The sequence below is a fragment of the Asticcacaulis solisilvae genome, assembly GCF_017875235.1.
GTDB lineage: Bacteria > Pseudomonadota > Alphaproteobacteria > Caulobacterales > Caulobacteraceae > Asticcacaulis > Asticcacaulis solisilvae_A.
This window is the reverse complement of sequence record NZ_JAGGMI010000014.1, coordinates 80,430-103,629: the sequence shown is the minus strand read 5'-3', so window position 1 is coordinate 103,629 and position 23,200 is coordinate 80,430. Positions and strand designations below refer to the sequence as shown.

General features: G+C 60.7%; 16 protein-coding genes and 1 tRNA gene. 4 read left to right on the top strand and 13 right to left on the bottom strand.

The genetic code is table 11. The annotated features are described in order from the left end of the window. Nucleotides 1-11 precede the first annotated feature (11 nt). The 10 genes from J2X24_RS18990 to J2X24_RS18945 form a co-directional block, all read right to left on the bottom strand. On the bottom strand, nucleotides 12-1,226 hold the full coding sequence (locus J2X24_RS18990) for a nitrate/nitrite transporter (RefSeq protein ID WP_209725043.1): 1,215 nt from the start codon (nucleotides 1,224-1,226) through the stop codon (nucleotides 12-14). A gap of 473 nt (nucleotides 1,227-1,699) precedes the next feature. Then, nucleotides 1,700-2,500, bottom strand: a complete 801-nt coding sequence (locus J2X24_RS18985) for an ABC transporter ATP-binding protein (RefSeq protein ID WP_209725041.1) — start codon at nucleotides 2,498-2,500, stop codon at nucleotides 1,700-1,702. A gap of 204 nt (nucleotides 2,501-2,704) precedes the next feature. Then, a complete protein-coding gene (ntrB, locus tag J2X24_RS18980; RefSeq protein WP_310004771.1) occupies nucleotides 2,705-3,583 on the bottom strand; it encodes a nitrate ABC transporter permease in 879 nt (292 codons plus the stop codon). Nucleotides 3,584-3,806: 223 nt separating this feature from the next. Then, the gene (locus J2X24_RS18975; protein WP_209725038.1) at nucleotides 3,807-5,060 is read right to left on the bottom strand and encodes a CmpA/NrtA family ABC transporter substrate-binding protein; all 1,254 of its coding nucleotides are present in this window, start codon (nucleotides 5,058-5,060) and stop codon (nucleotides 3,807-3,809) included. Between the two features lie 9 nt (nucleotides 5,061-5,069). Continuing rightward, nucleotides 5,070-6,341, bottom strand: coding sequence for an alginate export family protein (locus J2X24_RS18970; RefSeq protein WP_310004768.1), 1,272 nt, complete (start codon nucleotides 6,339-6,341; stop codon nucleotides 5,070-5,072). Nucleotides 6,342-6,714: 373 nt separating this feature from the next. Beyond that, entirely contained in the window at nucleotides 6,715-7,869 is a 1,155-nt protein-coding gene (locus tag J2X24_RS18965) for an ABC transporter substrate-binding protein (protein ID WP_245344952.1), read from the bottom strand. Next, entirely contained in the window at nucleotides 7,869-8,456 is a 588-nt protein-coding gene (locus J2X24_RS18960; RefSeq protein ID WP_209725036.1) for an ANTAR domain-containing response regulator, read from the bottom strand. Before J2X24_RS18960 ends, J2X24_RS18965 begins: the two co-directional genes overlap by 1 nt. Nucleotides 8,457-8,539: 83 nt before the next feature. Further along, complete coding sequence (locus tag J2X24_RS18955; protein WP_209725034.1) at nucleotides 8,540-9,553, bottom strand: phospholipase C/P1 nuclease family protein; 1,014 nt, start codon at nucleotides 9,551-9,553, stop codon at nucleotides 8,540-8,542. Nucleotides 9,554-9,626: 73 nt separating this feature from the next. Next, the gene (locus J2X24_RS18950; RefSeq protein ID WP_209725032.1) at nucleotides 9,627-9,956 is read right to left on the bottom strand and encodes a 2Fe-2S iron-sulfur cluster-binding protein; all 330 of its coding nucleotides are present in this window, start codon (nucleotides 9,954-9,956) and stop codon (nucleotides 9,627-9,629) included. A gap of 73 nt (nucleotides 9,957-10,029) precedes the next feature. Continuing rightward, complete coding sequence (locus J2X24_RS18945) at nucleotides 10,030-10,383, bottom strand: Hpt domain-containing protein (RefSeq protein ID WP_209725030.1); 354 nt, start codon at nucleotides 10,381-10,383, stop codon at nucleotides 10,030-10,032. A gap of 132 nt (nucleotides 10,384-10,515) precedes the next feature. Between J2X24_RS18945 and J2X24_RS18940 the strand changes: the two genes are divergently transcribed. After that, nucleotides 10,516-10,591, top strand: a tRNA-Lys gene (locus J2X24_RS18940). Nucleotides 10,592-10,731: 140 nt separating this feature from the next. Here the strand turns inward: J2X24_RS18940 and J2X24_RS18935 are convergent. Together J2X24_RS18935 and J2X24_RS18930 are read right to left on the bottom strand one after the other, a co-directional pair. Further along, complete coding sequence (locus J2X24_RS18935; RefSeq protein WP_209725028.1) at nucleotides 10,732-11,895, bottom strand: alpha/beta hydrolase-fold protein; 1,164 nt, start codon at nucleotides 11,893-11,895, stop codon at nucleotides 10,732-10,734. 264 nt (nucleotides 11,896-12,159) lie between these two features. Next, nucleotides 12,160-13,134 carry an alpha/beta hydrolase gene (locus tag J2X24_RS18930; protein ID WP_209725027.1) on the bottom strand — a complete coding sequence of 325 codons (975 nt, stop codon included), beginning with the start codon at nucleotides 13,132-13,134 and terminating at the stop codon, nucleotides 12,160-12,162. A gap of 699 nt (nucleotides 13,135-13,833) precedes the next feature. Between J2X24_RS18930 and J2X24_RS18925 the strand changes: the two genes are divergently transcribed. Beyond that, nucleotides 13,834-14,718 (top strand): alpha/beta hydrolase, encoded by an 885-nt coding sequence (locus J2X24_RS18925; protein ID WP_209725025.1) that lies wholly within the window; start codon nucleotides 13,834-13,836, stop codon nucleotides 14,716-14,718. A gap of 69 nt (nucleotides 14,719-14,787) precedes the next feature. Beyond that, nucleotides 14,788-16,449, top strand: a complete 1,662-nt coding sequence (locus tag J2X24_RS18920; RefSeq protein WP_209725023.1) for a tannase/feruloyl esterase family alpha/beta hydrolase — start codon at nucleotides 14,788-14,790, stop codon at nucleotides 16,447-16,449. Nucleotides 16,450-16,542: 93 nt separating this feature from the next. Here the strand turns inward: J2X24_RS18920 and J2X24_RS18915 are convergent, their stop codons facing one another. Next, entirely contained in the window at nucleotides 16,543-19,197 is a 2,655-nt protein-coding gene (locus J2X24_RS18915; protein ID WP_209725021.1) for a glycoside hydrolase family 31 protein, read from the bottom strand. A gap of 811 nt (nucleotides 19,198-20,008) precedes the next feature. Here J2X24_RS18915 and J2X24_RS18910 point away from each other — a divergent pair. Continuing rightward, nucleotides 20,009-23,137, top strand: coding sequence for a TonB-dependent receptor (locus J2X24_RS18910; RefSeq protein WP_245344951.1), 3,129 nt, complete (start codon nucleotides 20,009-20,011; stop codon nucleotides 23,135-23,137). The last annotated feature ends 63 nt before the right edge of the window (nucleotides 23,138-23,200 follow it).

Here is a 23,200-nt window from a genome sequence, read left to right as displayed (position 1 = left end):
ACGAAGTTCCCTTAGATCTTGACTTGGTTGGCGGAGAGGGCGCCCCAGGTCGTACGCCACTTTTTCTTGATGAAGGTCAGGCCGCCCAGCGCGACGAGCGCCAGGAGGGCGAAACCGATAAGGCCGGGCTGGTAGCTGCCGGTCGCCTGTTTGGCGAAGCCGAGCGACGCCGCGAGATAAAAGCCGCCGACGCCGCCGAACATACCGACCAGGCCGGTCATGACGCCCATTTCGGAGCGGAAGCGCTGGGGCACCAGCTGGAAGACCGCGCCATTGCCCATGCCCAGCGAACCCATGGCGATCAGCAGGATAAACAGGGTGCCGTAGACCGACGGCATCTTGAAGCTCAGGAGCACCAGGGCGGCGGCGGCGATGCTGTACATGATGGAGAGCGTCCGGATGCCGCCGATGCGGTCCGCGATCGTGCCGCCGACGGGGCGCAGCATCGATCCGGCAAAGACGCAGGCTGCGGTGAAGAAGCCGGCGATGACGGGTGACAGGCCGTATTCGCTGTTGAAATAGATGTTCAGCGACGAGGACAGGCCGACAAAGCCGCCGAAGGTAACGCCGTAGAACAGCATGAACCACCAGGCGTCGGCTTCCTTCAGGATGCTGACATACTGCGCGGTCGTCTTTGCCGGCGGCTGCTCGGGCGAGTCCTTGGCTTGCCAGATGTAGAAGGCCAGGACCAGGATCAGCGGGATGGCCGCCATGCCGAAGACGGCCTGCCAGCCAAAGGCCTTGGCCAGCGATGGGGCGAACAGGGAGGCGAAGACGGTGCCGGAATTGCCGGCGCCGGCGATGCCCAGCGCGATGCCTTGATACTTGGGCGGATACCAGCGCGAGGCCAGGGGCAGGGCGACAGCGAAGGAAGCGCCGGCGACGCCGAGGACGACGCCCAGCGCGATGACGGCGCCGTAGGTTTCGATGTGGAAAGCCCAGGCCAGTAGCAGGCCCGCGATGACGATGACCTGGCCGATGATGCCGGTCTTCTTGGGGCCGATGTAGTCGACCAGGAAGCCGTTGACGAGGCGGAGCAGGGCGCCCGACAGGATAGGTACGGCGACCATCATGCCCTTTTCGGCAGGGCTTAGGCCAAGGTCACCGGCGATCTGGACGCTGAGCGCGCCGAGCACCACCCAGACCATGAAGCTCAGGTCGAAATAGAGAAAGGCCGACAGCAGGGTAGGTGCGTGTCCGGCCTTCAGGAACTCCTTGGAAATCATCTAAACCTCGACGGCAAAAAAAAGACGCCCCAAGCTGCTCCGCACCGTTTCCGGATGCGAAAAGCCTGGGACGTCGTTGTCCTCACATGATCCGCTTCGCCGACACTGGCGCCGCAGGATGGTTTGCCGTGATCGCCTTTGACCACGTTGACATCAGGGTGATGCCGAACCGCGTTTTCGTCAATGCAACGGGTTGCGTGAGATGTGAATTGCTGCTCTGCACAAAAGTGACGTAGCAAAAATGTCACGAAACCTGCCCGGGATGCCAATTTTGGGAGGGTTAATGGCGTTTCGCGGAAAATGTCGAAATAGTTTCAGATGAAATAATGTGGTCGTTCCCTTCTCCCCGTTCATGGGGAGAAGGTGGGCGAGCTTGCTCGACCGGATGAGGGGCAGAAACGCTTTCCGCGCACACGCCTCTGTCCGAATGCCCCTCACCCTATCCCTCTCCCAGCAAGCAGGGAGACGGGACTTCATGCCGGCACGGGGGCTGCCACATCGTTCGCCTGGAGGAAGCTGACGATCTCGGCTCGGCAGCGGACAAATTCCGGATCGTTGAATGCGGTCAGCCGGCTGCGCGGGCGCGGACATTTGACATCGACGATCTTGCCGATGGTCGCCTTTGGGCCGTTAGTCATCATCACAACGCGGTCGGCCAGCAGCACGGCTTCGTCGACATCGTGGGTGATCATCAGAACGGTCGCCTTGATGCGCGAATGCAGCGCCATGACGGTGTCCTGCAGGTGGCCGCGCGTCAGGGCGTCAAGCGCGCCGAAAGGCTCATCCAGCAGGAGAACCTTGGGCTCCATGGCCAGGGCGCGGGCGATGCCGACGCGCTGCTTCATGCCGCCCGAGATTTCGCCGGGGCGCTTTTGCGCCGCGTGGGTCATCTTGACCAGGTCGAGGACGGTCATGACGCGCTCGTTGAGCTGGCTCAGCGTTTCCTTGCCGCCATAGAGCTTATCGACCGCCAGGCGGACATTCTCATAGACGGTCATCCACGGCAGCAGGGAGTGGTTCTGGAAGACGACGGCGCGGTCGGGGCCGGGACCTGTGATCTCCTTGTTTTCCAGCAAGGCGGCGCCAAGCGTCAGGGGCACCAGGCCGGCGACGACATTGAGCAGGGTCGACTTGCCGCAGCCGGAGTGGCCAATGATCGAGATGTATTCGCCGGCATTGACCGACAGGGAGACATTGTCGAGCACCGACGAGATGACGCCGTCGCGTTCGAAATCGACATACAGGTTTTCAAGGGAAAGGATGGGTTTGGTCATGGGAGAAACTCATGATGATCGAGGGCGTATTCTATCTTCTTCCCTCCCCGTTTACGGGGAGGGGGGACCGCGAAGCGGTGGGAGGGGGAAGCTGTCGCCTCTAAGGTCCCCCTTCCGTCGTCGCTTCGCGCGGCCCGTGGCTTGTGAAAGCTGTACTTTCACTGGCGCCACACCCGCTTAAACGGGGAAGGAAAAGCAAAGGGGTTAATCAGCGGCCGTTCCTCTGGACACAAAGTGGCCGACGCCGGCGACCATCCGGTCGAGGGCGAAGCCCACCAAGCCGACCCAGAGCAGGGCGACGATGATGTCCGACATGCGCGACGAGTTGTACTGGTCCCAGATAAAGAAGCCGATGCCGACGCCGCCCAGCAGCATTTCCGAAGCGACGATGGCCAGCCAGCTCATGCCGACGCCGATGCGCAGGCCCGTAAAGATGTGCGGAGTCGCGGCCGGCAGCATGATCTTGAAGAAGTACTCGACCGGATGCAGGCGCAGGACCTTGGCGACATTGATATAATCTTGTGGAATGTTGCGCACGCCAACGGCCGTATTGATGACGATCGGCCAGATCGAGGTCACGAAAATCACGAACAGGGCCGACGGCTGGGCTTCACGCAGCATGGCCAGCGAGATCGGTAGCCAGGCCAGGGGCGGCACGGTACGCAGGACCTGGATCATCGGATCGAAGCCCTTGCGCGCCCAGGTGACCGTGCCGACGAAGGCGCCGAGCAGGACACCACAGACGGCCGCCAGGCTGAAACCAATGCCGACGCGCGACAGAGACGTCAGCACGTGCCAGAACAGGCCCTTGTCGACACCGCCGCGATCGTAGAACGGATCGGTGATCAGTTCCTGGGACTCGAGCCAGACCATGGTCGGGCCGGGCAGGCCGCCCGGGAAGGCTTGTGCGACAGCCTCCCAGACGCCCATCACGATCGCCAGCATCAGGACAGGCATGATGAAGGTCGAGGCGCGGTCGGCCACCTTGCGGAACCGCGCGGCTTCGATCTGTTTTTTCTGGGCGGCGTTGAGCAGGGCCGACCGGTCGATGGCAGGCTCGGGGGCAGGTGACGACTGGGTCACGGGTTTTCTCACGAAATCGAAGGGCATCGAAATTGCCTTTATGAATGTCTGTAACTTTCCTTCTCCCCGTTTACGGGGAGAAGGTGGTCCGTAGGACCGGATGAGGGGCAAACCGGCGGCGGAGTTTGAACGCCTGTCGCTTGCCCCTCAGGCTAGCCGCCGGCCCCGCAACCCCTCTCCCCGGCCTCGGCGGCAGCCAAAGCGGGGAGAGGGACTTTCAGGGCTAAGCCATCTTCTTGATCGGCTGGCTCTTGAGGTAGGCGTCCGGATTGGCGGGATCGAAGACCTTGCCGTCGAAGAACTTCTCGACGCCGCGCGAGTCCGAGGCGGGGGCGGCGATCTTGTAGGTCTTGGCGACTTCGCGCCACAGGTCGGCGCGGTTGACCTTGTTGACCAGGGCCGTGGTGTTCAGGCCGTCGTCCAGGATGCCCCAGCGCTTGTTCTCGGTAATGAACCAGGCATCGTGCGACTTGAACGGGAAGTTGGCGAAGTCGGCCCAGAACTTCATGATGTGCGGGCTGTTGGCGACATTGCGGCCGTCACCGTAATCGATCGTGCCCTGCAGGCGCGGGACGATGTCCTTGATCGGCACGTTGATATACTGGCGGCCGGCGGTGATGGCGCACATGGCGGCGCGGTTCTTGTCGCACCACTGGGCGGCTTCCATGACGGCGGCAATCAGAGCCTTGGCGGCGTTCGGGTACTTGTCGACCCAGTCGGCGCGCATCCCCAGCGCCTTTTCCGGGTGGTTCATCCAGATTTCCGAAGTGGTCGTCGCGGTGTAGCCGATCTTTTGCGACACCAGTTGGCCGTTCCATGGCTCCCCGACGCAGAAGGCGTCCTGGGTGCCGGCCTTCATGTTGGCGACCATCTGCGGCGGCGGAATGACGATGGTCGAGCAATCGACGTCGGGGTTGATGCCGCCGGCAGCCAGCCAGTAACGCAGCCAGAGGTCGTGCGTCCCGCCGCGGAAGGTCATGGCGACCTTGGCGATATTGCCGGCGGCCTTCATCTGGGCGAACTTGGCCTTTAGGCCTGCACTGTTCAGTCCGACCTTGACACTTTTCAGGTCGTTGCCGACGCTGATCGCCTGGCCGTTGGTGTTGAGGCGGGCCAGGATGTACATCGGGGTCGGCTTGGCGGCCTGGCCGGTGGTGATCAGGTACGGCATGGGCGACAGGATGTGCGCGCCATCGATGCCGCCGCCCTTGGAGCCCAGCACGAGATTGTCGCGCGTCGCGGCCCATGACGCCTGTTTCAGCACTTCGACGTCGGGCATGCCATACTTGGCGAACAGGCCCCGTTCCTTGGCGATGATCAGCGGCGAGGAGTCGGTAAGCGCAATGAAGCCAAGCTTGGCGGCGGACACTTCCGGGCCCTTGCCGGCGGCATGGGCGCCTGACGGGAAGAGGGCCTTGGCGGCGGCAACGGTGGCGACGGCGCCGAACAGGGCTTCGCGTCTGTTGATGATAGTCATGTCTTTTCCTCAGAGCTTGTATTGCAGCATGATCCAGGTCTTGGTGCGCGAAGCCGGCATGGTCGGGCTGGCGCGCTCGAAGTCGGCATATTTCAGCATCAGGCTGAGGTTCTTGGTCAGGCCGGCGGTCAGCACCGCGTCCCATTCCTTGCCGATGGACCGTTCAAGACGGTTGGTCTTCATGTCGTGATAGGCGACCGTCAGGGTCGGGTTCATGAACCATGGCGCCCACGGACGGGTATGTCCGGCGACCACCAGGGTCAGGTTGAGATCGTCGATGCCGTCGGCAAAGGTCTTATTGCCGCCGGTCGAGGCGAAGACGTCGGCAAAACCTTCGAAAGCGTGGACAGTGCCGAGCGGCGTGATGAAGCCCTGTGTGCCGTTGCCTTCCAGCGACTCATAGTTCAGCTTGAGTGTGAAGATGTCCCAGGTGGCGTTGGCTTCATACATGCTGGCGCTGAGATTGAAGACGGCGGGATTGTCACCGGCCGGTTCCTGCTCGGCATACTGGGCGATGTAGCCCAGCTTGACCGATGACGCCCAGCCGGTGCCGAAGACGCGCAGGCCCTTGGTATCGACGGACGACAGGCGGGCATTGGTGATGTCGGCGGCCACCGGCGCCTTTGCAGCGGTTGAGAAGCGCAGATTGTAGTCGAAGGCCGTCACCTTGATAGCTTCGCTGAAGCTGTAGGTCGCGTTCAGCACGTAGGAGTTGGACTTCCAGTCCTTGGCGTCGCCGACGATACGGTTGATGCGGCCAAGATAGGCAGCGGTCAGCTTGACGCGGAACAGGGTAGTGTCGATCCGGACGGCGTCGAAGGTCTGTTCGTCCTGGCGCCAGCCGACATTGCCGATGAAGCGCGCGTCATCCAGGATCATCCGCTGACGGCCGACGGTGAGGGTGGTGTCGGCGGTCGGCATCCAGGTCAACTGGGCGCGGTTGATCTCGGTCACGGCCGGATCGACGACGTTCGGATAGATCGTCTTGCCGTTCAGTGTCGAATTGTACTTTTCGACCGGCGCGATCACGCTGTCGATTTCGACCAGCGCCTTGACGCCGTAAAACTCGCCGCTCTGCAGGCCCAGCCGGTTGCGCCAGGTCAGGGCTTCGGCCTTCTCGGCGATGCCCTGCTGGTCTACGCCTTCCAGGCGCAGGCTCGATTCAAGGATCGGCTTGGACGCCGCCAAGGCCTCTGCGATCGTGTCTTCGGCGCGCACTTCAGCGGCCGCCAGCAGGGCGCTCATCGCGCAGCCTGCTGCCAAAATGTCCTGTACTTTCACCTGTATCCCCTTGGAAGAAAGCATAAAAAAACGCCCCACGCGGACTGTTCCGAAATTTCGGACCGGTCACCTGGGACGTCGTTGTCTATGAGTTGGCGCCTGCATTGGCGCCGATGTCTTGAGCTATGCAGTCACCCTTGGCTGCATGTGTTCAGGTTTGTCCGAACCCGGCCTTTCGTCAATCGGCAAGTCCGTTGTTTTTGAATATTTCTGCGCCGCACAAATCCAACGCAGCAAAATTGTCACAAAAAACGGAGGGGAGGGTCTGTTTTGGAGACTAAGCGTGCATTGTAAAAAAACGCACTAAATGGTTTCCATTGAAACTATGTATTCGAACTTGCGAAATGTCCGGAATTTGGTTTCAGCAGAGTCGTTAGGCGCAGCGGAAGACGCCGCCATCGAACAGCACATTGGGGGGCATGGTGATCGGCTGGGGACGGGCCGCCAGCGACCACGCGCGCAAATGACCGCCTTCGTCCTTTTCGTCCTGGACGGGCAGGTTGAAGCCCAGCGAACCGGCGGCTTCGCGCCACAGGTCGGGCCGATAGATGTTGCGGGCCAACTGATCGAAGTCGTGGTCGGGCGACAGCATGCCCCAGCGGACCATCTGGCCCAGGAACCACTTGGCGTGGCTGATCCACGGGAAGGTCGCGGTTTCAGGATCGAGCGTCAGCCCGCTGCCGCCCTCAGACAGGGCAAATTCGATCGCTTCGGCGGGCGCGCCAACATAGGCTTGCCTGGCCAGAATGCGGATCAGGTCGCCATGGTTGCCGCTGTCGGCGGCCCATTGGCCCGCACGGAGCAGGGCGCGCACAAGCGCGATGGCCGCTTCCGGGTTCGTTTCCGCCCAAGCGGCGCGCACGCCAAGGATCTTTTCCGGCTTGAGACTCCAATAGTCGGGATCCGAAAACAGGACCTCGCCGCGGCCGAGAAGCTGCGCCGTCTGTGGCCAGGGCGAGCCGGCGGAAAAGCCGTCGATCACGCCGTCCTTGATCATGTCGGCCATTCGCGACGGTGGTACCACAATCCATTGTATCTGGCGCTCGGGGTCGAGGCCGGCGGCCGATACCCAGTGGCGCAGCACGAAATGGTGCGGCGACCAGGTAAACGGCACCGCGAAGACCAGCCGTCCCAGGCCTTCGCGCTTGCGCCGTTCGACCTCGCGTGCCAGCAGGCGCGCGCTGCCCATCAAACTCTTATGTGAATCGCCCGCGTCCTGCAGCCGCTCCTTCAGCGCCGCCGAGACCAGAACGCCATTGCCGTTTGCGCCGAGCGCCATGGGGGCTATGATCCGCCCCATCGAGGGGCCGAGACCCAGGGCCGCTGCCAAGGGCATGGGCGCCAGGGTATGGGCGGCATCGATCATGCCGTAGGCCAGCTTGTCGCGAATGGTCGACCAGTTGGCTTCGCGGCTGAGCGTAACCCTCAGGCCTTCGCTATCATAGAAGCCGAGTGCCTCAGCGACGACGATGAGCGCCGCGTCGTTGAGCGGCGAGAAACCGATCTTTACCTGCATGTCATTGGCCATTACTCGCCTCCCGGCTTCAGCAGGTCGCTGACCGCCAATATGTCGGCGGCTACGGCCTGGATGGGGCGGCCCGTATCCATGGCGTGCTTGCGCAGGACCTTATAGGCCTCGTCTTCGGTCAGGTTTCGCGATTTCATCAACACGCCCTTGGCGCGGTCAATGGTCTTACGCGCCGCAAGATCCGCCTTGGCCTTGTTCAGGTCGTTGCGCAGCGACTGCGTCATGGCGAAGCGCTGGGCCGCCACGGTCAGGATCGACGACATACGCTTCGGATTATAGCCGTCGACGATGTAGGCGGCGACGCCGGCCTCAAGCGCCTGAGCGGTCGCATTGGCGTCCGAACGGTCGACGAACATGACGACGGGGCGGGGAACCTGCTCATTGGCGACCTGAAGGGCTTCCAGCATGTCGCGGTCCGGGCTTTCGCAGGCGATGATGACCATTTCCGGATCGAAGTCGCGCAGCATACGCAGTTCCAGGCGCGGCCAGATACGGACCATCATTTCCTGGCCGGGATGGTCGGCACGGATACCTTCCGCGACCGAAGCGGCGCGGACTTCATCAGGATCAATAATCAGAACGTGCATACGCGTGCGAACAGAGCCTCAACCCCAAGGTATGTTGCGGCGCGGCAAAACGCATTTCACATCGTTGAAACAATCTGTAACGATTACTCGCCGTGCAGATGCTTCCAAGGATTATCGACCTTATTGCCGACGAAGTCGTCATAGGTCGTGCCTTCGACCGGATAGCCAACGCCCATGGTCTTGGAGTCGCGCCAGGCGTCGGTCAGCACGTCGCGCAGGTCGGCCGCGCCCTTGCCTACGGCCTTGGCCAGGAAGGCCTTGCCGCGCGGATCATTGTCCTTGAACCCGCCTTCCTTTTCCAGGGCGTACATCGGCTCGATATTGTTCCAGCTCTTCATCAGACGGTCGGCAAAGCAGACGTCGATCCTGGCGGTGCAGGACGCCGGAGTGTCCATATTGGCGCGGACATCGGCCGGCGTCAGGGTCTTTGAGACGAAGTCGCCTTCGATCGGGCCGTGCACTTTTTCGGTCGTGTAACCCTTCGGGTTCGGATAGTCGCCCCAGCCATTATAATGAATGCTGAGGTGCATCGGATTGGTCGCATCGCCGACATAGTGCGACAGGACGCCGATGTCGCGCAGCATGAGCTGCTCGCGGCGCAGTCGGTCGGCGCGGTACCAGGCCTTCTTCGCCTTGTCGGTTTCGCGTGTTTCCATCAGGCTGAGCACGCGCCACTGCGCCATGTCCTTGACGACCTGCTGGTAGGCGTCGATCAGGGCATAGGGCAGGTAACCCGACTTCCACGGATCCGAGCCGGCTGCGCGCGTCGCCGCGTCGAAATCAAAGCGCGTTCCAGGCAGGTTATCAAGTGTGTGGCCCGAGAAGGTCTTGCCCTCGTCGGTCAGATCAACGAAGTGCGCGGCATTGCGGTCCGAGTCGTGCACCTTGCCCGAATTGCGCCAGCGGTCCGGCTCGCGCGAGAACTCGCCGACACTTGCGATAGCCAGCGGCGAACGCAGGAAGGCCGGCAGGTGCGAGGGCAGGGCGCGCATCGCCTCTTCGCCGATCATGCGGTGGCCGTGATCCCCCCAGGCGAGGGCCTGGGTCGCGATCAACGAGCCCATGATCATGGTGGTCACAAGCGTCTTGAATTTCATGGTGCCTACCTTCGCGTTACGCATATCGTTACAGGCTTAACCACGGCCCGTGTCAACCATATGAAACGAAGTCTCAATCGGTTTCCGGCGCCAGGGTCACCTTGAGACCGTTGAAATCCTCGCGCATGATGATCTGGCACGACAGGCGTGAATTGCGCTTCACCATGAACGCCTCGTCGAGCTTCTCGTCTTCCTCGTCGGTCTTTTCAACCAGCTTCGGCAGCCATTCATTATCGACATAGACGTGGCAAGTGGCGCATTCCAGCGCGCCGCCGCACTCCGCCTTGATCGGCAGGCCGTTGTCGCGGATGATTTCCATCACGCGCCAGCCTTCCAGCGCCGGCAGGGTGTGGACCGCGCCTTCGCGGTCGGTACATATAATGTGCAGTTCTTCGTCGGACATCTGATAGCCTGGGATAAGGTCGGGGAGGCTTTAAAACGCCCGGCGCCGCTTGCCAACGAAAAAAGCGCCTCGCCTAACCTTTGAGGCTGCGCAGGTGCAGGCCGTGGACATAGGCCGCGACATCGTGCAGGGCGGCGTTCATTTCGGTCTTGACGCGTTCCAGCCGCCCGGCCGCGCCTTCGGCGTCGCCCTTCTCGGCTTCGCCGGCCAGGGCCGACAAGGCTTGCGCACCGATGCCCGCGGCCGCGCCCTTGAGCGTATGGGCGGCGTCACGCCAGCCTTCGTGGGATGTATCGAGCAGCGGCGCCCACAGTTCGCACTGTTGCTGGAAGAGACGTAAGACCTCTTCGATGATGACGGCGTCGTTCATCGTATAGGCTTCCAGGTAGGCGAAATCGACCGCACCCGTGATATCCCGCATGGCCATTTTCGTGTCCTTTCCAGCCGACTCAGAAAAAAACGACCTAAACTGATTTTGCGCTTGAAACCCAGACAAAAATGGCTATGTTCCGCCGCCTTGATCCCGGGGACCAACCCCCGGCGATGGCTGAAATGGTTTGGGTGTGTAGCTCAGTTGGTAGAGCAGCTGACTCTTAATCAGCGGGTCCACGGTTCGAGTCCGTGCCCACCCACCATTCATTTTTTCCTCTTCAAATCAATATTTTAGCCCGAAAGGGCGGCGCGGAACAAATTGAGTTTCGTGAGCGGGTTTACAGCCAAGTACTTGCAGGCCTCGGGACCCTGTCCCGAGGCCTGCCAACGACCTGAACGACGGTCAGTCCTTGAACAGGAGAGGGGCCAGTTCACGCAGGCTGCGCCGCCACGACAGGAATTCATGCGCTGTATTCGGCGAGACGTAGAAGACGCTGTTGAAGCCGGACGCCTTTAGCGCCTCGGCATTGGCGCGTGGATCCTGGCGAGGCTGGCCTGGAGGCCCGGCGCGGCCGCCTTCGAGTTCCCGGCTGCCGAAACTGACGAAGGCCAGCTTGACCTTATCGCGGAAGCCGGGCGTCTTGTTGACGTCGTCGAGCGATATGGTGCCGCCGCTCAGCAGGCCGATGTAGGCGAAGGTGTCGAGATTGGCGAACGTAATCAGCTTGGTTTCGAACCCGCCCATCGACAGGCCCGCCATGGCGCGGTGCGGCTGGTCGGACAGCGTTCGGAAGTGGCTGTCGACATAAGGAATCAGTTCGTCGATCATGACCGTCTGGAACGGCTTGATGTCGAATGAGCCCAGACCGCCTGGCCGGACGTCATTTGTCATGCCGTAGGTCATGACGATGATGAAGGGCCGCGTCTTGCCGGCGGCGATCAGGTTGTCCATGATCAGATTGGCGTGGCCCTGATTTGACCAGGCGGTTTCATCCTCGCCCCAGCCATGCTGAAGGTACAGCACAGGGTAGCGGGCGCTCGGATTTTTGTCGTATTCGGGCGGCGTGTAGACAAAGGCGCGGCGCTGTGTGCCAGTGCTGGGCGAGGGAAACAGGATCTGTGACACCCGGCCGTGTGGAACGTCCTTCAGTGCGTAAAAGTCGGCATCGTGCGCGGGGATTTCGATACCGCTTTCCCATCTTATCGAGCCGTAGAAGTTAAGCGTGCCCGGGTCATTGAAGGTGCCACCGTCGACGGTCAGGTGGTAATAGTGAAACCCTTCGTCGAGCGGACCCTCGGACGTTCCGGTCCATACCCCGTCCGCGCCCTTGGTCAGGACTGTGCCGCCGCGCCCGCCCAGGCCCAGACTGACCTTAACGTTCTGCGCTTCCGGCGCGACAATTCGAAAGCGGGCGTAGCCCTGCGAATTGACTTGCGGATATGCCTGCCCAGGCTGGTTCAGCGACGACGGCTTGAAGTCTTCGACGACTGTCTGTGGCGCGGTCTGCGCCGATATCGGACCGGCAATCAGCATCACGGCCGCGGCTGCGGCTAAAGCGTATTTCATTGATATCTCCCACTGTCGCCGTCGTTAGAGCGATATGCCAAAAGTGTGCGGCCGTTTTGGCTAAATATCGCGACAAAACAAAAACCTAGAGCATGATGGCGGCTTGACCTAAACGCATCATGCTCTAGCTCGCGGCGCTTTTATTTCTGACTACGGCAAGCCGTTTTGACTGCCGGACACCCGGTACGCGTATGAGATGCCCCGGCGAGGCAGCACCTGGTGGCAATCAGCCGGATTGCGACGGCCACCAGGCGCTCTGGAATCTTAGCCTTTCGGCTTCAGGTAACCGTGCATGTCCAGCCAGCGCGCAAAGGCGTCGAACCAGCCGGTACTGGTGGTCGTTTTCTTGTACATGCCAAAGCCGTGGCCGCCCTGTTCGTACAGGTGGAATTCCACGGGGCGCTTGGCCGTCCGCCAATTGGTGACCAGCCCGTATTCGGGGGCGCCGAACAGAGGATCGTCAGCGGCGAGGGCGACAAACAGCGGCGGCGCATCGGCCGGAACGGTTACCGGCATCAGGGGGCCGTAGATGTCGCCGATGAAGGCAGGCTTCGCGTCCTGGCCGTAGAGGGCGGTCGACAGAGTCAACATGGCGCCGGCGGAAAAGCCAACCATACCCACGCGGTCGGGGTCAACGTGCCATTCCTTTGACCGAGAACGGACAAGGGCAAAAGCAGCGCGCGCATCAGCGATCTGAGGCGCCAGAAACGTGGAAGGATCCTGCGTTCCGGGAGGCGGCGTCCGGCGGGCCGCCACGCCTGAGAACATTTCGGCCATCGATTTTTCGAATGCCGCCATGTCCTCGGGGGTCTGATTAAGACGGTATTTCAGCACAAATGCCGCGACGCCTTTGTCGGCAAGCGCTTTGGCGACATCCCAGCCTTCGTTTTCCATCGACAGGGTGCGGAAGCCGCCGCCTGGCGCGACAATCACGGCCGCGCCGGTCGCCTTCGCGGGATCTGGCAGGAACGGGGTTAAGGTCGCAACCGTGACGTTCCGGGCGAAAACACTGCCGTACTGACTGTGCCACGATTCCTTGGCCGTTGCGTTGGGAAGGGGGCCGGTGTCGAGTACGATCGCGTTCGGCTGGGCCGGGATGGCGATGGGCGTCATCTTGTCGTCGGCCGCGTTTGCGGGTGAGCCTGCGACGCAGATTATGGCGATGGCGCCTAAGGCGAGACCTGCGGCGAATCGTTGTGCAAAGGGTTTGGTCTTCCTGATGGAACCTGTCGGTGTCATGGCATTCTCCTCACATGTTATTATTGTATCTTACGCCCTCGGCGGTATGACCGCCGGCCAGCATGCTTTCGCCACCTCTGGTCGCCGCGAAAAAAAAGGGGGCGCATCCCAGGAATGCGCCCCTCAGCCGTTCTCCGGGGGAAGAGACCGCGAGTTCAGCAGCTAGAGAGTAAAATGATACCTTGCGCCATCTGCAGGACAAGGCGTCAGCGCCAACAATGTTAGCGGTCACAACGCTAATACATCAGACTATTTCCGTCAATCGACCAATTCGCCTTTTTTATACGGAAATCGTGCGACGTTGTGTTCGACTTAAATGTTGGATATATTGATTTCGTTATAACTGTCTGATTTATAATAATAAATATATAATATTTCAATTTTAATAAATTCCACTAATAAAATTTATTGTTTCATATTCGCCAGCATGGGAAGGCAAAGTGCATTATGTCCGTGTTTCTGCCTTGATTGTCGGGCTGTATTGTCCGAGGAATTATCGCTGCGATAAATAATCATTTGGGAGAGCCAAATGCGCCAGGTGTTGGCGGCTTACACGCCGCCATGGCAATCTGTACGGCAGGCCGGTCAGAGTAATATCCGCGGCAAGGCGGCCCGGCCAGTGGCCTCGCGGCGGAGGCGTCAAACACTCTCTGAACGTCACCATGAACCTCGCGCCCGAATATATTCTGGAGGAACCGTATGAAGCCTACATTCACAATCATGGCCGGGCTTGCCTTCGCGGCCTTTGGCTCTCATGCCGCGGCCGAAAGCGGCTCAGGTCCTTATCCTGCCGTCTTCGAACAAGACCCGACCCTGCCGGCGCACGTCGTCTATCGGCCGGAAAAGCTGGCGGAGCTGAAATCGGAAAAGCTTGGCATCTATGTCTTCGGCAATGGCGCCTGCAGCGCTGACGGCACCAGTTCGAAGAACCATCTGCTCGAAATCGCCTCGCAAGGCTATCTGGCTGTGGCGCCAGGCACGATACCGGTCCCGCAGCCACAAGGCGGCACGCCTGACGGCCCGCCTCCTGGAGGCTTGCGGGCATCGACAACGGCCGAATCCCTGACCGAGGCGATCGATTGGGCCGTTGGTGAAAACGCTCGCGAGGGCAGCCCCTACTACCAGCGCCTAGACCCGGAAAAGATCGCCGTGTCGGGCTTCAGCTGCGGCGGCCTTCAGGCGCTGTCCATCGCCAAGGATCCGCGCATCGCCACCGTCATCGTCATGAACAGCGGTATTTTCAATGCGGGCAATCCGATCGCCGGCATCAAGGTCGACAAGTCGATGCTGGCCGACCTGCATGGCTCGGTACTTTATGTGCTTGGCGGGCCGACCGACATTGCCCACGCCAATGGCATGGACGACTATAGCCGCATCAATCATATCCCGGCCGCCCATATCGACATTCCGGTCGGTCACGGGGGCACCTACATGGAGCCGCATGGCGGTATTGGCGCGGAAGTCGTGACCGCCTGGCTGAACTGGCGGCTTAAGGGCGACGCGGCTGCCGCGAAGAAGTTCCAGGGCGAGGGCTGTGCCTATTGCGTCGATAAGCGCATAACTTACGAATACAAGAACTTCTGAGACCGTGGGCTCGGCTGAGACCTTGGAATGGCGGACACAACGCCGCGCACGTTGCTAAAGGATTGTGGAATGCGACTGTTCCTGATTGTTATCCTGGCCATCATGGCGACGGTCATGGCGGCCCAAGCGCATGCCGGTACGGGCAAGCCCCTTTGCGCGGCGCTCGAGGGCCGGACGCTGACGTGGCGTGGAGACAAGGCGCGTATTGTCAGCGCCAGGCCAGTTGCCGCGGCTTCAGGCTTGCCGGCGCATTGCGATGTTTCCGGCATCATGCACGAGCGCCAGGGACGGTTCGGGCAGGCCTACGCCATTCGCTTCCATATGCGGCTGCCCGAAGCCTGGAACAGCCGGATGGTTTTCCAGGGCGGTGGCGGCAGTAACGGCGATATCGGCGATGCCCTGGGCCACGTGTCGTCGACAGGGCCGGTTGCCCTGGCCATGGGCTATGCCGTCATCAGCCAGGATTCCGGCCATGACAATGCCACCAATAGCGACCCGGCGCGCAATGGTGCCCTGGCTTTTGGCTTCGATCCTGAAGCGCGCGCCGATTATGGCCACGCGTCGCTTCAGGCTTCCGCCGATGCGGCCAAGGCCGTCATCCGCGCCGCCTATGGCCATGGCCCCAGATTCAGCTATTTTGTCGGCTGTTCGAAAGGCGGGCAGGAAGGCATGGCCTTCGCCCGGCGCTATCCCGACATATTCGATGGCATAATCGCTTCCGCTCCTGGTTTCGCCCTGCCGCGCGCCGCCGTCGCCGAAGCGTGGGACGTTCAGGCCTTTGCCTCACTTGCGGGGGAGCGCGGGGTCGTCCAGGTGGCCGATCTTGCGAAAACCTTTTCGGCTATCGACTTCGACCTGATCCGTGGCGTGGTCCTCGACGCGTGCGATGGGGATGACGGACTGAAAGACGGCATGGTCAACGATGTTGTTGGCTGCACCGACGAGAAGGTCCTGTTGCGGCTTGACGTGAAGACCTGCGACGGAGCCAAAGCCGACGCCTGCCTGACACCAGCTCAAGTCACCGTGCTGCGTCGGGTCATGTCCGGCGCCCGGACAGCGCGTGGTCAGGCGATCTATAGCGGATGGTTCTGGCCGGCATCGATTCACGCGCCGGATTGGCGGATGTGGAAGATCGGTTCCGCCGACGGCCAGGTTCCGCCGCTCAACGTTCTTCTCGGCGCTCCGGCCCTGGCTTCGGTCTTCACTTCGCCGCCGACGGCCTTGGGGAACCCGAACGCCATGCTCGACTATCAACTGGGCTTCGACTTCGACCGCGATACGTCGAAGATTTATGCGGTCGCGGATCCATTTACACGCTCGGCATGGCAGGATGTCGGCGCGCGCTCCAGCAATCTCAAGGCGTTCAAGGCGCGCGGCGGCCGACTGATCGTACCGCACGGCGAGTCCGATCCCGTCTTTTCGCTAAAGGATACCCTGGCCTGGTTTGACGCCGTCGATACCGAAAATGGCGGGCACGCCGCTGATTTTGTCCGGGTCTTTCCTGTACCGGGCATGTGTCATTGCGGAGGCGGAGCGGCGACCGACCGTTACGACATGTTCGCGGCCCTGGTCGATTGGGTCGAGCACGGCAAGGCGCCTAACGCGGTCGTGGCCAAGGCGGGCCCGGCGACGCCATGGCCGGATCGCTCACGGCCGTTGTGCGCCTACCCGCAGGTCGCCCGATATGTCGGCGGCGATGTGGAAAAAGCCGAAAGCTTCAAGTGCACCTAGAGCGGTATGGCGAAAAGTGGCAGCGGTTTTCGCCTCAAATATCGCGACAAAGCAAAAACTTAGATCGGAATGATGCTTCTATAGAGCGTTGCGCTATTTGCGGAGGCGAACGCGCATCGGCTGGCCAGTATAGGCAACTTCGTGTCCTTCGCCGAGAGCCAAGGGAGGGTGCTCCGCCGAAATGAGATGCAGGCGGAAGCGCCGGTTCGCCGGCATGTCCGGAAATGCGCCCTGACGCGCGCCCAGTCGTAATTCACCGGTACTTTCCTGCCACTGCATCTGGATGCGGCTGCAGGCACCGTTTTCATAGGCGTAGGTTAGTCCACCGTCCTCATAGAGCTCGAACCTGCCGTCGCGGCCAGGAAAAACAAGGATATCGATGACCTGGCCGGTAATCTCGGCGGTGGACTGAACCACGGGACCAAGCGGCAGCACCGTCCCGGCGCGAACGTGGACGGGTATCTGTGAGAGGGGGGAGGGAACCTGGTGAAGCCTTCCGCCATCGCGGTGCGCGTCGCTCCAAAAATCAAACCATCCGCCTGGCGAGTGCGGCAGATAGACAGGCCAGCTAGTCTTGCCCGGCTCAACGACCGGCGCAACAAGCAGACTTGGCCCGAACATGTAGCTGTGCGACTGAGCCAGCGCCTGAGAGTCCGCGCGGAAGTCGAAGACGAGGGGGCGCATCAAGGGCATTCCGCTGCGATGCGCCTCGGCCGCCATGGCATAGATATAGTGAAACAGTCGATAGCGCAGGTTCAGGTAGTCGCGGGCAACCCCTTCGACGGTTTCACCGTACCGCCAGAATTCCGTGTCCGTCATGTAACCGTGAACACGTTGTAACGGCAGAAAGGTCGCGTACTGAAACCAGCGGATGAAGCGCTCGTGATAGTCTATGTCCGTGAACTGCGAGGGGCCGGGCCTGAAGAAGCCGCCGGCATCGACCGTCCAGTAGGGATAACCGGCCGCCGCCATGTTAAGGCCCGCCGGGATCTGCCGCTTGAGCGTTTCCCAGTCATTGCCGATGTCGCCCGACCAGGTGCAGGCCGCATACCGCTGCTGACCCAGGAAGGCCGAACGCGTCAGGGTAAAGACACGGCGATCCGGGTAATCGCGCCGCTGGCCTTCATAGACCGTGCGCGTAACCTGGATTGGATAGGTCAGGCGGACGCGTTCCCCCTTGCCGGCGTGGGTCTGGCGCCCGACCAGATCGTCGTTTTCCGGCTCGGTCGCGTCCTGCCACCAGGCGTCAATGCCAAGCGCCGCCAGACGCGTGCTCTGGTTTTGCCAGTAGAAGGCGGCGGCCTCGGGATTAAAGAAGTCGATCCAGTCGGTGTCGGGAATATAGTAGCCCCTTGCCGCCATGGCCTGGCCGAGCTCGGTCTTCCGGTCGATCTTGGACCAGACCGACAGCATAAACCGCATATCGAGGCCGTGCAGGTCGTTCACCAAACCCGAGGGATCTGGGTAATGGCTTTCATCAAAGCGCATGGCGTTCCAGCCATGCTTTCCCCAGTATTGCCAGTCCTGGACCATCATATCGACGGGCAGTTTCCGGCGTCGGAACTCATGCGCGGTGTCAAGAATTTCCTGCGACGATCTAAACCGTTCGCGGCAGTGAATATAGCCATATGCCCATTTGGGCAGCAGCGGTGAAGTGCCGGTTAGTTGACCGTATGTCGTCATGATATCGCGCGCTTCCGGCCCGGCGATAACGACATAGTCCAGTGCTTCGGCCACCTCTGATTGCCAAACCGTCTGGTCGCCCGGCTTGCCGTAGCGAAGGGAGGGCTTGTCGTCGGAATTGGCCAGGACGCGCACCGTGTGCGGTCCCGCGTCCAGGTCCGCCAGGAAGCTGGCCGTCGGGGGCAGCCAGAGATTGGTCAGGTCGGTATAGACCTTGCCGTCGATTTCGACATGGTGCCGCGACGCCATTTTTCGTCCGATATCAAGCTGGAAGGCATGGCGATCGGGCGCATCGAGGTGGATGGTCCCCTGGAAAACAGCTTCGGTCCGCGCCACCTGCGCATTGCCGGCATCGGTTGTGACATCGACGACCCGCCCTTGCGCGTCGATGCTGACGCGGTTGAGGAGGACCTGTTCCGGCAGAGGGTTGAGCTCGCTTATTCCGTTATTGAGCCACATGAGTCCATAGCCGTGGCTCGACAGAAGGAAGGGCAGGCTGATCTGGGTGTTCACCTGTGTCAGCCGGCGTGGAAACTGGCGAAGATCGAGGGCGCCATCCTGGAAACATCCGGTGCCGTAGATGCGTTCGCCCGGGGGAGATTCAAAGGCTTGCCGGACAATGAACACGTCTTCGTCGCCCAGTTTAGACGGAGAAAGGCTGCGCCCCTGCCGTGCCTCGGTCAGGATAGGGGCGCCATCACGATCAAAGAAACGGATCCGGCCATCGTTTGAGTCGATGTCGCAGCCTATGCCCGGCAAGCGCAGGTGAAGCGTGCCGGCCGAGCGTCTCCGCACGATCTTGGGTTGATGCGGTTGCGGCAAGAGGACGGTGTTGGGCGGAAGGTGCAGCGCGGCCTTTGCGGGAAGGAAACGAATGCGCAACGCGGACCTTGTCAGGGCGAACACCTGCAAGGTGCCGCCGGGGAGCACGACGATTTGGTCCGGGACGTGAGCGGTTGGCGCCGATGCCTGTGCACCTGTGGCGGCTAATCCGAGCAAGGCCGTCGCACCGGTCAGAAGGTCGCGCCGATGAAGCCTTGGGCAAGACGTATCGTTGATTTTCATGCCCACCCTCGCATTTATCGGTTCTGGCCGCGGACGTCGCCTCGATGGCACGAGGACGTCATTCTCATCATGATGGCAGTCAGCCATTCTTAGTGACTACGTATCACATATAAAATCACATTCCATATAGGGAATTTATCCAAGGCCGTTTTTGCGCCCATCCGCTGTCAAAAATGTTACCGGTATCAAAATTATCGTGAAGTGATAACGGCTTATGGTCATGATTTTATTCAAGAGAATGAATTTTATACCGGCTAAACACCACTGCTTCTCCTGATCGAATCGCGGCCAAGCTTGTGGAAAACAGAGCAGGGATATGTGAAAATATTAAATAAAAACAATATTATAATTTCGTTCCTTGAGACCGATTCATCCGATTGGTTCACTATTATATATAGTTTCTTGTGAAACATATTAGTGCGTTCGGCTTGGTGATTGGCGTAAAACTGTCGCAATCACGCAACGGATAGGCATCTTTTTGTCATTTGTCGGACTTTATCGTTGAAAAAATGTGACCGGTATCATAACTTCGTTCTGTCATAGCGCGCCGGGCGCTTCGGAAATTTTCTGAAAAGTGTGGAAGCACACGACGGCCGGCGTGTGACCGATACCAAAACAAAAACGTCTAACAGGGCGCCTCTCGCTTTTGCACGAGAGACACAACGTACTCGGGCCAAAGAAGCCAAGAGGCAGGGAGAAATCACGTATGAGATCCACACAGGATAATTGTAACCAAAATCGCGGCGTTGCGACGTCCAGGTCGCGTCTGGGCCGGATTTTACTCGGCACAACGGCGCTGACGGCAGCGCTGTTGTCGACGGCCGCTTTCGCGCAGGATCCTGCGACCACGCAGGCTGACGCGGATGAAGGCGGTGACGTCGTCGTCGTCACAGGTATTCGCAAGTCGCTGGAAACGGCTGCGCAGATCAAGCGCAAGGCGGACACCTTCGTCGATTCCATTACGGCGTCAGACGTTGCGGCGCTGCCGGATGCCAACGTGGCCGAGGCCCTGGGGCGCATTCCGGGCGTGTCGGTGACGCGTTATTCGATCCTGCCACAGTATAACACCGGCGGCGCCGGTGGCGCCAGCGGTGACTTCCCCTCGGCCGAAGGTTCGGGCAACCTGATTCGCGGCCTCTCGTTCGTGCGTTCGGAATTCAACGGTCGTGACCAGTTCACCGCCAACGGCGGCCGGGCGCTCGACTGGTCGTCCATTCCGCCCGAACTCGTCGGTGGCGTGGATGTGTACAAGAACGCGTCGGCTGAGCTGATCGAAGGCGGCGCCGGCGGTACGATCAACCTGCGCACGCTTGCGCCGTTTGACCGCAGGGGCTCGGTCTTCTCTGTCAGCGTGGATGGCACCTATGCCGACCTGCGCAAGGAATGGTCGCCCAGCTATAGCGTCATTGCGAGCAATCGCTGGCAAACGGATATAGGTGAATTCGGGCTACTGGGGTCTTATTCCCACTCCGAGCTCCGGTCGAACATCAACGACTGGCAGATCGGCGCCCCGGTTCCGAAGGTCAATGTCGGCGCCGTTGAGGCGCAAGGTCCAGGCAAGTTTACCGGCGTGCCTGTCGGCAATGTCATCGGTACCCAGACCGTCTTCCAGATGCGTCACAATGAGCAGGACCGCGAGCGCACCAGCTACTATCTTGCCGGGCAATGGAAGAACGACAATACCAGCATCCTGGTCAAGTACATCAACGTTGAGAACGGTACGGACACCGTCGAACATACCGTTGAGCACCTGCCGGACGCGAACACGCCGAACAACACTGTGCTCACCAATGTTTTTACCCGGCCATACAGCGGCACGGTGGCGCTCTGCAATACCGGCTTCGATGTTGCTCAGGGCGGCTGTAGCCAGCCCGTCGCCATCGGTCAGTTAATGACCGCGGGCACGATCAACGGTGCGGCGGAAGATGGCGGTGCCTATGGTTACGGCATCAATACGCTGGGCCGTGGCGTGGTTGATCGGTCCAAGACCGAAGACTTCAGCATCAATCTGAAGCACAACTTCAGCAGCCAGCTGCACCTCAATCTCGACGCCCAATATACCAAGGCGACGGCGGAGCAATCCGAAATGTGGGCGGGCGGCCAAACCCACTTCATGGTGGACATGGTGTCCAGCCTCGAAAACGGTTATCTCAACTTCCACATGGATCCGCGCGGAAACCAGATCACAGCTGTGAAGCCGGGCCTGGCCGCAACCACAGCCAAGAACGATACTGGGGATCCCAGTGTATACTGGTGGTTGTTCAACGCCGACAACCAGCAACGGGGCAGCGGCGATCTTTACGCGCTCCGCGGGGATCTTGTGTATGACTTCGCGGACAATAACTGGTTCAAGGACATCAAGTTCGGCGCGCGCTATTCCGAACGTAACCAGATCAATGATACCGCCAACCAGAACTGGGCGGGCGTTGCGCCGCCGTGGGCCGGCGGCGGTGCATTGCCGCTCAGCGCCCTGCCGGCAGGTATGACGGAAGTTGACGACTATCGTGACTTCTTCCGCGGCGATCTCGTCCATGGCGACAACAGCAAGTTTGTCTACATCCACCGGGATTACCTGCTGAACTACGGCAAGATGGCGGATTTCTTCGCAAAGAACTCGGATGCGAACACGGGTCTGGTTCGCGGCGCGCCGTGGGCTCCGCGTGTTCCGATGTTCCCGGAGGCCAACCGCTCGGAGATCACCGAAAAGACGACCAATTTCTATGTTCAGCTCGACTTCGAACATGAATTCGGCAATGGGCAGTCGATCGATGGCAACTTTGGTGTTCGCTATGCGAAGACCGAGCTGACCTCGATAGGCAACCTTGTCCGTGTACCGTTTGCCGCGGAGACAGCCTGTACGCCCGGCACGGATACGAACGGCGTAACCACCACGCCCGGTGCATGCTCGCGCAACAGTCCGCAGGATTTCCTGCCGCAAACAACCGCCTACCTCCAGGCGGCGGCGACGCCAATCAACTATGAGAAGGGCGACGATCATATCCTGCCGTCGTTTAACCTGAAGTGGAACCTGAATGAGGAGATGCTGATCCGCTTCGGCGCCAGCAAGAACCTGACCCGGCCGAACATCGCCGATCTTCGGGCTTACACGACTTACGGCGCCAGCACCCTTACGACGCCGTTCCCCGCCGGGCATTGCGCGTCTCTCGGCTTGCCTGACGGCTGTAATGACGGGTTCCAGAACATAACCCTGACCGCGATCAGCGCCGGCGGCGGCAACCCACGCCTCAGGCCGACGACTTCTGACAACTTCGACCTGTCCTACGAATGGTATTTCCCAAGCGGCAATATCTCGACGGCGGTGTTCTCGAAGAAACTGCAAGACGTCATTCAGGGCGGCTCCGAGACCCTCGGCAGCGTAACGCTTGATGGTAAGACTGTGCCGATCACCTACGGCGGTCAGATGAATACCAGGAAGGTTGACGTCAGCGGCCTCGAAGTGTCCTACCAGCAGTTCTACGACTTCCTGCCAGGCCCCCTGTCGCACCTCGGTGCGCAGGCGAACTTCACCTACATCGACGCCCGCACGGATCCGGACAGTGCGTGTACGAACAACGGCGAACCCTGCCGTTTCAACATCACCGACCTGTTCGGTCAATCCAAGTACCTGGCAAACCTCGTCGGCATCTATCAGGATGACAAGATCGAGGCGCGTCTCGCCTATTCGTGGCGCAGCCGATACCTGATTGTTAAGGGCGACTACATGACGGGTAACCCGACCTACAACAAGGCGGGCGGTTTCCTGGATGCGTCGCTGAAGTACAACGCCAACAAGCACCTGCAGATCCACACCTCGGTCGAAAACCTGCTCGATACGACCACGGAAGCGGAGATGCAGGTCGATGCGGCGGGTAATACGCTTCCCCGCTTCGCCATCAAGAACGATCGCCGGATCGTGGTTGGCTTGCGCTACCTGTACTAAGCCGGTCTGAGTTGAGATGGGGGCGGGATAGGTGTCTATCCCGCCCTTTTACAGCAAGTTTTC

Bases quoted from the DNA above. Each gene is read 5' to 3' on its own strand.
- J2X24_RS18990 (WP_209725043.1), bottom strand. From the start codon at position 1,226: ATGATTTCCAAGGAGTTCCTGAAGGCCGGACACGCACCTACCCTGCTG.
- J2X24_RS18985 (WP_209725041.1), bottom strand. From the start codon at position 2,500: ATGACCAAACCCATCCTTTCCCTTGAAAACCTGTATGTCGATTTCGAA.
- J2X24_RS18975 (WP_209725038.1), bottom strand. From the start codon at position 5,060: ATGACTATCATCAACAGACGCGAAGCCCTGTTCGGCGCCGTCGCCACC.
- J2X24_RS18965 (WP_245344952.1), bottom strand. From the start codon at position 7,869: ATGGCCAATGACATGCAGGTAAAGATCGGTTTCTCGCCGCTCAACGAC.
- J2X24_RS18960 (WP_209725036.1), bottom strand. From the start codon at position 8,456: ATGCACGTTCTGATTATTGATCCTGATGAAGTCCGCGCCGCTTCGGTC.
- J2X24_RS18955 (WP_209725034.1), bottom strand. From the start codon at position 9,553: ATGAAATTCAAGACGCTTGTGACCACCATGATCATGGGCTCGTTGATC.
- J2X24_RS18950 (WP_209725032.1), bottom strand. From the start codon at position 9,956: ATGTCCGACGAAGAACTGCACATTATATGTACCGACCGCGAAGGCGCG.
- J2X24_RS18945 (WP_209725030.1), bottom strand. From the start codon at position 10,383: ATGGCCATGCGGGATATCACGGGTGCGGTCGATTTCGCCTACCTGGAA.
- J2X24_RS18935 (WP_209725028.1), bottom strand. From the start codon at position 11,895: ATGAAATACGCTTTAGCCGCAGCCGCGGCCGTGATGCTGATTGCCGGT.
- J2X24_RS18930 (WP_209725027.1), bottom strand. From the start codon at position 13,134: ATGACACCGACAGGTTCCATCAGGAAGACCAAACCCTTTGCACAACGA.
- J2X24_RS18925 (WP_209725025.1), top strand. From the start codon at position 13,834: ATGAAGCCTACATTCACAATCATGGCCGGGCTTGCCTTCGCGGCCTTT.
- J2X24_RS18920 (WP_209725023.1), top strand. From the start codon at position 14,788: ATGCGACTGTTCCTGATTGTTATCCTGGCCATCATGGCGACGGTCATG.
- J2X24_RS18915 (WP_209725021.1), bottom strand. From the start codon at position 19,197: ATGAAAATCAACGATACGTCTTGCCCAAGGCTTCATCGGCGCGACCTT.